At 38.4% G+C, this 13939-nt stretch carries 12 protein-coding genes; all 12 read left to right on the top strand.

The window, feature by feature from the left end; genetic code table 11:
- The first annotated feature begins 26 nt into the window (after positions 1-26).
- A complete protein-coding gene (locus tag ACFSTA_RS08825; protein WP_377556250.1) occupies positions 27-1646 on the top strand; it encodes an arylsulfatase in 1620 nt (539 codons plus the stop codon).
- 71 nt (positions 1647-1717) lie between these two features.
- The gene (locus tag ACFSTA_RS08820) at positions 1718-2581 is read left to right on the top strand and encodes a formylglycine-generating enzyme family protein (protein WP_377556464.1); all 864 of its coding nucleotides are present in this window, start codon (positions 1718-1720) and stop codon (positions 2579-2581) included.
- A 48-nt stretch (positions 2582-2629) separates the two neighbouring features.
- Positions 2630-3703: a TRAP transporter substrate-binding protein gene (locus ACFSTA_RS08815; protein ID WP_377556249.1), complete on the top strand. Its 1074-nt coding sequence runs from the start codon at positions 2630-2632 to the stop codon at positions 3701-3703.
- A gap of 78 nt (positions 3704-3781) precedes the next feature.
- A complete protein-coding gene (locus ACFSTA_RS08810; RefSeq protein ID WP_377556247.1) occupies positions 3782-4294 on the top strand; it encodes a TRAP transporter small permease in 513 nt (170 codons plus the stop codon).
- Between the two features lie 57 nt (positions 4295-4351).
- The gene (locus ACFSTA_RS08805; RefSeq protein ID WP_377556246.1) at positions 4352-5638 is read left to right on the top strand and encodes a TRAP transporter large permease; all 1287 of its coding nucleotides are present in this window, start codon (positions 4352-4354) and stop codon (positions 5636-5638) included.
- 68 nt (positions 5639-5706) lie between these two features.
- Positions 5707-6600, top strand: a complete 894-nt coding sequence (locus tag ACFSTA_RS08800; protein ID WP_377556245.1) for a LysR family transcriptional regulator — start codon at positions 5707-5709, stop codon at positions 6598-6600.
- Positions 6601-6619: 19 nt separating this feature from the next.
- Positions 6620-8110, top strand: a complete 1491-nt coding sequence (gene glpK, locus ACFSTA_RS08795; RefSeq protein ID WP_377556244.1) for a glycerol kinase GlpK — start codon at positions 6620-6622, stop codon at positions 8108-8110.
- 543 nt (positions 8111-8653) lie between these two features.
- Complete coding sequence (locus ACFSTA_RS08790; RefSeq protein WP_377556243.1) at positions 8654-9406, top strand: glycerophosphodiester phosphodiesterase; 753 nt, start codon at positions 8654-8656, stop codon at positions 9404-9406.
- Complete coding sequence (locus tag ACFSTA_RS08785) at positions 9394-10098, top strand: alpha/beta hydrolase (protein ID WP_377556242.1); 705 nt, start codon at positions 9394-9396, stop codon at positions 10096-10098. The genes ACFSTA_RS08790 and ACFSTA_RS08785 overlap by 13 nt, the downstream gene beginning before the upstream one ends.
- A 127-nt stretch (positions 10099-10225) precedes the next feature.
- On the top strand, positions 10226-11197 hold the full coding sequence (locus ACFSTA_RS08780; protein ID WP_377556241.1) for an ROK family protein: 972 nt from the start codon (positions 10226-10228) through the stop codon (positions 11195-11197).
- Positions 11198-11210: 13 nt separating this feature from the next.
- A complete protein-coding gene (locus tag ACFSTA_RS08775) occupies positions 11211-12398 on the top strand; it encodes an alpha amylase family protein (protein WP_377556240.1) in 1188 nt (395 codons plus the stop codon).
- Positions 12399-12426: 28 nt separating this feature from the next.
- Entirely contained in the window at positions 12427-13938 is a 1512-nt protein-coding gene (locus tag ACFSTA_RS08770; RefSeq protein WP_377556239.1) for a DUF4127 family protein, read from the top strand.
- Position 13939 lies beyond the last annotated feature (1 nt).

Raw genomic sequence — 13939 nt, 5'->3', positions numbered from 1 at the left:
ATTATAGAATTACAGGAGGATTCAATATGGCAGATAAACCAAATGTATTGTTAATTTTAAACGATGATATGGGATATTCCGATATTGGCTGTTATGGGGGAGAAGTTCAAACGCCAAACTTAGACAAATTAGCTGAAAAAGGAGTTCGCTTTACGCAATTTTATAATACAGCAAGATGTAGTCCATCAAGGGCTTCCTTACTAACTGGTTTGCATCCCCATCAAACAGGAATTGGAATATTAACTTATGACAGTGGACCAGAAGGATATCCAGGAGATTTAAATAATGAATGTGTAACTATTGCGGAAGTTCTAAAGGGTAGTGGATATAAAACCTATATGAGTGGAAAATGGCATATTGCAAAAAGCTTAAAAGTACCATCAAACAATTGGCCATTACAAAGAGGGTTTGATGAATTTTACGGCACAGTTATTGGTGCAGGAAGCTTTTATGACCCGAACACGTTAACACGTGGAAATGAGAATATCGAACACGAACCAAAAGAAGACAAGGACTTTTATTATACCGATGCCATTAGTGATCAAGCAGTTGATTACATTAAAGACCATGCGAAGAATTCACCAGATGAGCCGTTTTTTGAGTATGTAGCTTATACTGCGCCACACTGGCCACTACATGCAAAAGAAAAAGATATTGAAAAATATAAAGGTCGTTTTGAACAAGGATGGGATCAACTACGTGAAGAACGTCTTCAACGGTTAGTTGAGATGGGGATCCTAGATGAAAATTGGAAGCTTACAGAGCGTGATCCTAGTCAACCAGCTTGGGAAGATGCGGAGGATAAAGAATGGTTAGAAAGATGTATGGAAGTATATGCTGCTCAAATTGACAGCATGGACCAAGGGATTGGTCGAATTATCGATGCATTAGAAGAAACAAACCAATTAGATAATACAATCGTTATTTTCCTATCAGACAACGGAGCATGTGCAGAGGATATCCCTGTTGGTGTTCCTACTGAAGAATTAGTGAATAATTTGCTTATTGCTAAATCTCACACAAGAGAAGGGGAAGAGGTTGCATTTGGGAATGACCGATCCATCATGCCTGGTCCAGAAGATACATACCAAAGTTATGAAACAGCATGGGCAAATTTGTCAAACACACCATTTAGACTTTATAAACATTGGGTGCATGAAGGTGGTATAGCAACTCCTTTGATCGTCCATTGGCCAAAAGGGTTAAAGGAAAAGGGAACATTAAGACATACACCTGGTCAATTAACAGACATCATGGCAACGATTGTTGAAATTACTGGTGCAACATACCCTGAGACACACAATGGCAATAAGATTTTACCTCTGGAAGGAAGAAGTTTAATGCCAGTGTTACAGGATGATCAAGCAGATGAAACACCACTGTTCTGGGAGCATGAAGGAAATGCTGCGATTCGTATTGGAAAATGGAAATTAGTCAAAAAGTATCCAGGACCATGGGAACTATTTGATATGAGTGAAGATAGAACAGAAATGAATAATCTAGCAGATCAATACCCAGACCTAGTGGAAGAAATGGCAGTAAAATACGAAAAATGGGCGAATCGATGTCGAGTTGTTCCAAGAGATAAAATTCTTCGTTTAATGAATGAGAGTGGTGCAGGTAAAGCGTTTTGGGAAGATGATTAAAGCTAGGAGCGATGGGAGAATTTTAAGTGAATAATTGTTGTAGCATTCAAAGAAGTTCATCTCAACCCCAATTGGAAAAACAATTTATTGAAAAAACGCAGAAAGCGAACACCGAAAATATGGTATCTCTCTCTGGAGGAAGCTTTTTAATGGGGACAGATAGTGAAGAAGGCTTTCCAGCTGACAGAGAGGGGCCGGTTCGAGAGGTAAACCTTGACCCATTCTATATTGATATTTGTGCTGTTACCAATGAGGATTTTGCCGAATTTGTGGGAGACACAGGGTATAGAACAGATGCAGAAAAGTTTGGTTGGTCATTTGTGTTTTATTTATTTGTTACAGAACAAGCCAATAAAGATGTATTGCAAGTTGTTAGAGATACGCCGTGGTGGTTGGTTGTAAATGGAGCGAACTGGAAGAGTCCAGAGGGTTATGGTTCCACCATTTCTGATCGGATGGATCACCCGGTTGTACATGTTTCGTGGAACGATGCGGTGGCGTTTTGTAATTGGAGTGGCAAGAGGTTACCCACCGAAGCGGAGTGGGAATATGCAGCTAGAGGTGGACTAGAGCAACAGAGGTATCCATGGGGGAACGAACTACATCCTAACGGGGATCATGTATGCAATATTTGGCAAGGTGATTTTCCTAAACATAATTCTAAAGCGGATGGATTTTTATCAACTGCACCAGCGAAATCGTTCCCAGCAAATAAATACGGTCTTTACAATGTATCCGGTAATGTATGGGAATGGTGTTCAGATTGGTTTCGTACAACTCAGGAACCTACAAATAAAGAAGGAAAAACAATTAAAGGTGGTTCTTATTTATGCCATGAATCCTATTGTAATAGATACCGAGTTGCTGCTAGAAGCTCTAACACCCCAGATAGTTCAACCGGGCATATGGGTTTTCGATGTGCATTAGACGGATAAGTGGTATGAAATAACAATAAAAAATAGGGTAAGGGAGAGGTCAATTCTATGATGAAATGGTCATTTCGATTTTTGGTAGCACTGACAGTTAGTAGTATTTTAGTAGGATGTGGTGTTGGAAATTCGACAGATGGTAATGGGGATCCTGAGTATGTACTCAAAGCAGCTAATGTATTAGCGGAAGATGATGCTTCTAGTAAGGGATTAGATAAATTTGCTGAATTAGTCGAAGAAAAGTCCGATGGGAACATAAAAATTGATGTATTACATGGCGGGCAGCTAGGATCTGGTGTTGAAACATTTGAAGCGGTTAAAAATGGAAACTTAGACATGGCAGCTGATTCTTTTGCAAACTTAGCAACAATTACACCGGCATTTGAAATGTTTCACTTTCCTTTCTTGTTCGAGTCAAGAGACCAAATGTTAAATGCGCTTAATAGTGACAAGGTTCAAGATCAGATAAATGAAGAGTTAACAGATGTTGGGCTATCGTGGTTTACAACTTTTGAAATAGGTGGTCCACGTGTAATTGGTACTTCCGAAGTGAAGATTAATTCCATTGAAGATTTACAGGGGTTAAAATTCCGTGCATCTAGATCTCCACTTGAAATTGCTAGTCAGGAAGCATGGGGAGCGACAGGAGTAACGGTTGATTGGCCAGAAACTCCAGAATCTGTCCGATTAGGAATGGTTGATGGTTTAACAGTTCCTTATGCAAGTTTTTATTCTGCTAAGTTCCATGAAGGTGATCTGATCAATTACATTGCAGATGTAAGTTTCCAGAACTATGCTTCTGTTACCGTTGTAAATAGAGAAAAGTGGAATGAACTACCGGAGGACGTTAGAGAAATTCTAGTAGAGGCTGAACAAGAAGCGAAAGAATGGCACATAGATTTTGTAAGCGATTACGTTACAGAGAACATTAAAGAAATGAAGGAAGCAGGAGTGGAAGTCTACACAATTCCAGAAGATAGCTACAATGAAATCAAGGATGTCACTATTGACAAGGTTTGGGATGAGTTTATTGGTGATGAAGGTATGTCACAGGAAAAGCTTGACCTAATCCTAGAAGAAAGAGGCCCAGTTGGGGATAATGGCTGGGGTTACGATATCACACAGTAATTACCTTTAATGATTTGATAACTTGTTTGGGGGCGTTAGAGAAGCCCCCAAATTTTGAAGTATAGGAGAATAATAAGGATGAATAGACAAAAGACGTTTGATTCTTTGGATAGAGTCGATCAAGTGATTGCTAAAGCGGTAGAGATTGTTTGCGTTATTCTTTTAGCTGCAATTGTAATTGTTACATCTATGTCTGTATTTTCACGGTTTGTTATATTTAATCCATTGAACTTCGCTGATGCACTATCGAAATATTTAATGATGTGGATGGTGTTTTTAGGGTCAGGTATCGCCGTGAGGGCCGGTGAACACATTGTTGTGGATATGTTTACGGATAAGATAAAAGGAAAATCGAAAAAAATGTTATTGATTGTTATTGATATCTTAATATCTGTTTTTTTAATTATCATTATCTATTACGGCTTTATCAATGCGTGGAGCGGGAAAGACTCACATGATCCATTTGTCTTTGGAGTAAGTATGATGATCCCATATCTATCTGTACCAGTGGGATTCAGCTATATTTTATTTCAATTAAATTTAACAACTGTACTATCCATACTAAAGGTTGAGAAACAACCTAGTTCGTAAGTAAACAAGTCATTCTTTTACAGAGTACTTGTATATGAATTTTAGAGGAGTTTTTACATGAGTACATTACTAATATATGTAATTATGTTTTTAGTTTTAATAGCTATTAGTGTTCCGATCGCTTTTGCATTAGGCCTTTCTACATTAGTTGCTTTTGTGCTTACTAATAATCCAATAGATTTGTTTGCACAGCGATTATGGACCGGATTGGATAAATTTACTCTAGTTGCTATTCCTTTCTTTATATTGGCAGGAGAACTCATGGGTGGGTCTGGAATTCTAGTCCGCTTATTGGATTTTGCAAGACTGATAGTTGGGAAGATTAAGGGTGGGCTTCTTTATATTAATATCTTTGTAAGTATGCTCTTTGGTGGAATTAATGGATCTGCAGTTGCTGATACGAGTGCTGTTGGGTCTATGTTAATACCTGCTACCAAAAGAGAATATAAAGATCCAGAGCTAGCAGCAGCAGTAACGGCAATAAGTTCTGTCGTTGGGCCTATAATTCCACCGAGTTTACCGATGCTCATTTATACTTTCGCAGCAGCCAATGTTTCTGTAGCAGCATTGTTTTTAGCTGGAATCATCCCGGGAATTTTACTAGGCTTAAGTATGATGGCCGTGACATTTTTTATTGCAAAGAAAAGAGATTATCCAAGGGATGGAAGAACGTATACATTTAAAGAGGTACTACGAATATTAGGTAGATTCTTAATTGCTGCTGTACTGCCGATTATAATGGTGGCGGGAATAGTTGGTGGTGTAGTAACTCCTACAGAAGCAGGTTGTATTGGAATTATTTATGCCTTATTAATTGGTTTCTTTGTAACAAAAGAATTGACTCTAAAAGCGACTTATAAAGCGATGGTTCGGACAATCATTGTAACGGCTATTGTCATGATCATGATTGCGATAGGAAATGTGGCAACATGGTGGCTGTCTATTCAAGGAATTCCTGCAGACATAAGTACCTTCTTCCAAAATGTCACAAGTAGTCCAGCAATCTTTTTGTTTTTAATGTTGATTTTGTATATTTTTATTGGCTTATTTATTGAACAAGCTGCAGCAATGATCATGCTTGTACCAGTTTTTGCCCCTCTAGCAACTACTTATGGTATTGATCCAATGCATTTTGGGTTGGTAACGGTCCTAGCATTGGCAATTGGCTTAATTACGCCACCGGTGGGAATTTGCTTGTTTGTATCAAGCAGTATAGCGAAGGTTAAGTTACAGCGAGTCTTCGTTGTTTCGATACCGTATTTAATTGCAATGACAATCGTTCTTTTATTAGTGACATTTGTTCCACAGATATACTTGTGGTTACCAAGAATGTTAGGTTTTTAAATAATAATATCCTTCTCTATTTAATCGGAGAAGGATATTTATTTATACATACAGGAAGGTAGATGGGCATGAGGATAGGTTATTTAGAAACTTTTTGTCAAGTTGTAGAAGAGGGAAACATAAGTAAGGTAGCTAAAAATAATTTTATTACCCAACCTGCGATTACAAAACAGATTCGCCAGCTGGAAACCCTTTATGGTACGCAATTATTTGAAAGAAATAACGGAAATCTTGTTGTAACAACGACAGGAAAGCGTTTATACGAGATAGCAAAACAGCTAGTTTTTGATTATAATCAGTCATTCGCTATGATTGATCAGGTAAAAGGAATTGAAAGTTCTAGTTTGAAAATCGGAGCATCTTTTACGATAGCGGAATATATACTCCCACATGTATTGGGAGAATTTAAGAAGATACATTCCAATATTGATATTACGTTGGAGGTCAGTAGTACACCAAATATTCTTCATAGATTAAGAGAAAATAAAATAGGTATGGCACTTGTTGAAGGGGAAGTATATACGGATGAAGATTTAATTGTTAATAAATTTGCAGAAGATGAACTAGTACTTGTCTGTTCTCCTGACCATCGCACGTTTGCCCTATCACAATCAGTTAGAGTAGAAGACCTGTCACATGAAAAGTTTATCTGGCGAGAAGAAAACTCGGGGACGAGGTTACTCGTTGAAAAAATGTTAGGTGAAAACTGGTCAGATATAATTAACATTTATATGGAGCTTGGTAGTACGCAGGCGATTAAAGGCGCTGTAGAGATTAATTTAGGAGTGGCAATTCTTTCATCACTTGTCATTGATACAGAGCTAAAACAAAACATGCTGAAAAAAATAAATATCGAGAATGTAGAACTTAAAAGAGATTTATGGGCAGTACAGAGGAAAGAGCGTTTTGTTAATAAACTTGAAGGAGAATTTATAAAGTTCATTAAGAATTATCAGTTTTGATGCGGAAAGGAGTAATTGTATGGAAACGTATATCATGTCCATTGATCAAGGGACAACTAGTTCCCGTGCTATAATTTTTAATCATCGAGGAGAGATCGTAGAATCTGCCCAAAAGGAATTTGAACAACATTTCCCACATCCTGGTTGGGTAGAGCATGATGCAAATGAAATTTGGACATCTGTACTTGCTTGTATAGCTGAAGTACTAAGAAAAGCAGATATAGAGCCAAGTCAAATAGCTGGCATTGGTATTACAAATCAGCGGGAGACTACTGTTGTATGGGATAAAAATACGGGCAAACCAGTATATAATGCGATCGTTTGGCAATCAAGACAAACAGAAGGTATTTGTAAAGAGTTAAGAGATGCTGGATATAATAACATGTTTAAAAGTAAAACTGGATTACTGATCGATCCGTATTTTTCAGGAACAAAGGTAAAATGGATTCTTGATCATGTAGAAGGAACGAGAGAACGAGCTAATAATGGAGAGTTATTATTTGGAACCATTGATAGTTGGTTGGTATATAAATTGTCAGGAGGAAAAGCACATATTACAGATTACTCCAATGCATCTCGTACATTATTGTTTAATATTTATGATCTTGTCTGGGATGATGAGCTTTTGGATATATTAACGATTCCTGCAAGTATGCTACCTGAGGTTCGACTGTCATCAGAAATATATGCTCGTACAGTGAGCTATCACTTCTTTGGTCATGAAGTACCGATTGCAGGTGTTGCCGGTGATCAACAAGCAGCACTTTTTGGTCAGGCGTGTTTTGAGAAAGGTATGGTGAAAAACACTTATGGAACAGGTTGTTTTATGCTAATGAACACTGGGGAACAAGGGATAGCATCGGAGCATGGATTACTTACAACACTGGCTTGGGGAGTTGACGGTAAGGTTGATTATGCTCTAGAAGGCAGTGTATTTGTTGCTGGTTCAGCAGTGCAATGGTTGCGTGATGGCATAAAGATTATTGAAAATGCTCCTGAGAGTGAGGTTTTGGCTTCTAAGGTAGAATCAAGTGATGGCGTTTATATGGTACCAGCTTTTGTGGGGCTTGGCACTCCTTATTGGGATAGTGAAGCAAGGGGGGCAGTATTTGGGTTAACACGAGGAACGACAAAAGAGCATTTTATTCGTGCAACATTAGAGTCGTTAGCATACCAAACGAAGGATGTTTTAGATGCAATGGTGTCTGATTCACATATTGAGTTGCAGTCTTTACGAGTAGATGGTGGCGTAGTAAACAATAACTTATTGATGCAATTTCAAAGTGATATTTTAGGATTGTCAGTTGATCGCCCGGCAATAAGGGAAACTACCGCATTAGGCTCTGCGTATCTAGCAGGATTAGCTGTTGGTTATTGGGAAAGTAAGGAAGAGATAGCTAAATTACGGAAGAAAGAGATGGGTTTTCATGTGAAGATGAAAAATAATGATAGGGAAAGATTATATAATGGATGGAAGAAGGCTGTGGAAGCTGCAAGGGTGTTTAAATAAGGGGAATTTCGCATAGTTTGTTGCTGTTTTTATATGGATTGTGAAGTAACAGCACTGCTCTTAACACCAGTACGGAATCTTGAAATGTGACTAAGGTGTCTTCGTGACTTTCCTTCGAGCTTCACTCGTTGAATTGTTGCTTGTGAGCGAATACTTCGATTTTTGAGCGAATCGTTGCTGGTTCTGAGCGAATATTTCATTTTATGAGCGAATTGCTGCTGGTTGTGAGCGAATATTTCATTTTTTGAGCGAATCGCTACAGATAACCTTGGTATTAGAAATTGTGAAATTTGGGGATATGAGTTTGTAGTAGCGCGAATCATTCGCACAAACCTTTGGTGCGGACGTACGAAACCCGTGACGAACGCACCAACCTCCAAAAAGCACGTCAGTCAGTGCTTTTAGTCATCCTCCCTGCATTCCTAAATTTAACACTTCCTATTTTATCCAATAATGCTATACTAAAAGAAAGAAAACTCCGACTTTAACACAAATACTGAATATTAACTCCGAAATATATATAAACGATAAGGAGAGAAAACCGTGACTAAAATTATTGCTCATAGAGGAAGTGCTGGGACACATCCTGAAAATACGATGGCAGCTTTCCGAGAGGCGGAACATGTTGGTGCGGATGGGATTGAGCTAGATGTCCATCTCACGAAGGATGGTAAATTGGCCGTCATCCATGATGAAACGGTTAATCGAACAACGAATGGAAAAGGGCATGTAAAGGATTTTACGATGAGTGAGCTACACCGGTTAGATGCTGGGTCTTCTTTTTCGACGGAATTTCCATATGAAAAAATTCCGGAATTAACGGAAGTACTAACATGGTTGGAGCAGACGGGTCTTACCGTGAATATTGAGCTTAAGAATGTGTTCTATTTAGACTATCCGGGGATAGAAGAGAAGGTGTTAGAAGAATTAGAACGATTCGATTTGAAGTCAAGGGCAATTATTTCATCGTTCAATCATCTAGGGCTATATAGAATGCGAAAGTTAGATCCAATGATTGATATTGCTATTTTATTTTCCGAGAAGTTATATGAACCGTGGAAATATGCAGAATCGCTTGGAGCAACGAGCTTGCACCCGCATGTATATAGCATGACCGATGAAATGATCCATACATCAGAACAGCAAAATTATCCTGTTCGTCCATTTACAATAAATGACGAAATGCACATGGAAAGATTAATCCATGCGGGGTGCTCAGCAATTATAACTGATTATCCGGAACGTGCCATAGCAGTAAAAGAAAGATTAAGGAGTGAAGATAGTTGGGGAAGGTAACCAAGTATTTTCATAGTAACATATTTAATAAATCGTTCGAATACCATCTACTAAAGCCTGACCATCCAATAAATGATGCCAATATTTTATATGTGCAGGATGGGAATGATTATCTAGAACTTGGTGAGTTTGAAGAGGCGTACCGAAGTTGTGAACTGGCATCTATGACCAATTGGATTATCATATTTATTCATCCAGGCACATCGGAAGAAAGGTGGCAGTCCTATCATCATAAAGGTCAATTATTTAACAAGTACATTGATTTCATGTATGAAGAATTCATGCCAAGTGTAGAACAAGAACTAGATGTGAAACGAATTTCAAAAAAAGGATTACTTGGAGATTCGCTTGCTGCAAATATAAGCTTACATATTGCTGCTAGAAAACCGGAACATTGGACACATTTGTTACTCCAATCAGCAGCGATTATGAAACAAGATATCGCATGTATAGCTGGTTTGAAGGAAGCAATACCCTGGAATGTCTATCAAACGGTAGGTATTTACGAAGATGAATTTGTGTCTCCCATAACCAATGAAAGACTGTTTATTTATACGCGTAATCGTGAATTACATGAGGTTTTTCAGCGTAAAAAAGTAAATGTACACTTTTCTGAAATGGCGGAGAACCATCTATGGGAGTTTTGGAAAAGGGATCTACCTAGTGCACTATTATTTTTCCTAAAGTCCTAAAAGTCCTAAAAGTTAAGTTGACTGTAAATTTTGAATAACCTATAATTAAAATTGGAGGATATATCCTCTTTATAATTTATTATAGAAAAATAATTTCACATAAACGATCTTTATAGGGGGTGCGTACATGGAAAGCTGCAGCTTAGGGATTGATATTGGTGGGACAAAAATTGCAGCAGGATTAGTGAGTCGAAGTGGTGAAGTGTTTGAGCAAAAAAACTATCCTACTCCTCAAGAATCCAATCAAAGTATATTAGAAGTATTACGAGAGATAATTAGTAGCTTTCCAGGAATAGCCTTGGAGATGGATAAAAACCTAATTGGCATTGGGGTCGGTTCCGCGGGTCAGGTTAATTTTAAAGATGGGCAAATACTATCAGGTACTACGAACATAAAAGACTGGAACAATATACATATAACAAAATATCTTAATCAATTTACGGATTTACCGATTTGGCTTGATAATGACGCCAATACATTTGCTGTGGCGGAATATGTCCATGGTAGCGCAAGAGGTACTAATGATATGGTTTGTCTCACCCTTGGCACCGGTGTTGGTGGAGGAATTATCTCAAATGGCGATTTGATCCGGGGTGATTGGGGAGGAGCGGCAGAGCTAGGGCATATTACAGTAGATATGAATGGTCCTGCTTGTAACTGTGGATCCAATGGGTGTATGGAAGTGTATGCATCTGGAACGGGAATTGCGAACAGAATGAAAGAGCATTTAGCTCACTTAGCTAAACAGGAACTCCCCGAAGAGATCAAGTTCTATCTGGAAAATCCAGAACGATTAACGAGCAAGGAAGTTTTTTCGTGGTATGAAGCTGGTTTACCAGTAGCAACAGAAACAATAAATCTGGCAATCCAAGCGTTGTCCTATGGCATCGTAAGTATCATTCATACCTTTAATCCTTCTGTCATTGTACTAGGTGGTGGCTTGGTTCGAGAGAGAACATGGCTGGCTACGGAAATAAAAAAGAACATTGCGAGCAAAGGGATTCGTTCACTTGTTGAGCCTGTAGATATACGAATATCCGAACTTGGCTATCATGCAGGATTAATTGGCGCAGCAAGTCAAGTATGGTTCCAACAATAAGGAGGGAATAGAATTGAGTTTTACATTTAATGAAAACGCTAACATATTATGGGTTGATTTTTTGGCAAATGGCGTGCGATTAGCAAATGAAAATGAACAACTTAAACTACTTGAAAATGCAGTTCACACGGGGATAACTCATCTTATTATTGATGCAAAAGTACCGTTTGGGCAGACAACATATCCGAGTAACTATGGCTACCATATTAGTAGCTGGTCGGATGATAGATTCATCATGTGGGAAGACCGTGATTTTTTGGATGAATTTTTAACAAAAGCGAAGAAATATGATGTCAAAGTGTTGGCGAATATGGATGTTTTTTCAGAAGGTACGACTGCATCAAAAGACGGGATTGCCTATGACAAAGAAGATTGGAAAGTGACCTTCTATAATGATGCTGTTTCGTCCGAATCAAATGCTGCCGAATATAAAGACGCAGATACAATCTTTGTAAATCCAATTCATCCGAAAGTAGAAGCACATGAACTGAATATTTTAAAGGAAATTTGTATGTATGATCTGGATGGCGTGGTTGTTGATCGTTGTCGTTATCCAAATGTGTACGGAGATTTTAATGAGCTTAGTAGGAAAGGTTTTGAACGGTATATTGGTGAGACAATCGAGAACTGGCCGGAAGATATTTTTACGATTAATGAGGAAAAGGCGATTGAATTCGGTAAGCTTTTTCCTAAGTGGACAGAATGGCGTGCTAATAATATAAAGACATTTGTAACAAAAGCAAGAGCCATTGTGAAAGATCATGTTCCATTGTTCGCTGATTATGTCGGGTCGTGGTATCCACTGTATTACAGTGAAGGGGTTAATTGGGGAAGTGAATCATTTAAGCCAAACTTAGCATGGACTTCTGATACCTATCATGTTTCTGGGCTTGCCGAGCAATTAGATTTCTTAATGACGGGTTGTTATTACTATGAGGTAACGAAAGAAGAAGCAGATAAAAATGGTCGTCCGGATTATTGGTACAGTGTTGAGGGAGCAGCTGATATCAGTCTAGATGTGGTGAATGGAAGTATTCCTTTTGTAGCAAGTTTATTTTTGAAAAACTACCAGGGAGATCCCGAGCAATTTCGAAAAGCCATTCGAATGTGTAAAGAAAAGTCAGCTGGAGTTATGTTGTTTGATACCGTTTATGTAGAGGAATATAACTGGTGGGATATTTTGAAAGAAGAGTTGAAATAGGATCCATCAATATAAGTGAGGGAATACGATGAAACGAAAAATTGCGTTAATACCTGTGGATGCACGCCCGGTTACGTATGATTTACCAAAAGATCTTGCTAAGCTGGCTGGCTGGGAGGTTTTGCTGCCTCCAAACGAGATTCTTGGATTTTTAAAAGCTCCTGCAGATTTAGGAAAATTATTTAACTGGGTCGAAGAGGTTTCAAATGAAGTAGAAGGGATAATTGTATCTATTGATATGTTGTTATATGGAGGGTTAGTTCCGTCTCGAGTTAATACAGATGAAGAACAGGTATTGCGGGAGAGACTTGCTAACTTCTTAGATATCAAGCGAAAAAATCCGCAACTTCACGTGATGGCGTTTAGTTCCACGATGCGCTTATCGAATAGTTATGTGAATCAAGAAGAAAAAGACTATTGGGACCAATATGGTAAGGAAATATGGAATTACTCCTTCCACTCCCATCGGTTTGCAAAACATGGTGAAGAAAAGGACCAGGAAATTTCTCAAACAATGAAAGCAAAAATTCCTGATTGGGTATTGGAGGATTATTTGCATACACGTCAGCGAAACTTTTCTATCAATCTGTCCATGATAGAGGCGGTTGCACAAGGTTTGGTAGAATTATTAATTTTTCCGCAAGATGACACAAGTGAATACGGCTTGAATATTCAAGAACAGGGAAAGTTACAGAATGAGACGAGAAAACGAAATTTACACGAAAGAATCTATATCTATCCAGGAGCGGATGAAGTTGCTAGTATGCTGACTGCCAGGATGATCTATGTACTAGAAGATGAACATTCTCCAACATTTTATCCCATTTACAGCGGGATGAAAGGATCGCTTTCGATAGCTATGTACGAGGATCGCGCGATACAGGAATCTGTGAAAGGACAAATCGCTGCTTTTGGTAGTCATACTGTAGAAACACCTGCAGAAGCGGATGTACTTATTGGTGTCCATGTTCCTGGGCGAAAACAGGGAGATTTGGCATTGCAGATCGGCTTAGATGGTGTGGATACCAATGATCGAAACATAGGAGAGTGGGTGAAAGAGCTTCGCTATTATGCAAATACAGGGAAGCAGGTGGCAATTGCGGATGTCGCCTATGCAAATGGAGCAGATTCTGTGATGATCCCCGTATTGTTTGAGTCATTCCGTTTAGTAGAATTGGTCGGTTTTGCGGCATGGAACACAGCGGGAAATACGATTGGAACAGTAGTAGCACAAGCTGCATTACTTCATCTTGCTGCTAAGAAGGGATTACACGTAGATCGAGAAAAAAGTAGACAGTTTCTTATACGATATTTGGATGATTATGTCTATCAATCTATTGTACGACAAGAAATTCGAAGGAAAATTGATAAGGAAGAGGATATCACCCAAGAGGATCTACAAGAAAAAGTAAAAGAACTATTTTTAAACCAGGTAAATTCTATGGTAAAAGAAATAGATCGGAATTTTTCAATAGAACGTATTTATTTACCTTGGAATAGAACATTTGAGATTGGCATCGACTTAAGGTCGAGCAATTAGA

Source organism: Ornithinibacillus salinisoli, assembly GCF_042684965.1.
Classification (GTDB): Bacteria; Bacillota; Bacilli; order Bacillales; family Amphibacillaceae; genus Ornithinibacillus; species Ornithinibacillus salinisoli.
The sequence above is the reverse complement of the archived record's forward strand: the minus strand, read 5'-3'. Positions and strand labels throughout refer to the sequence as shown.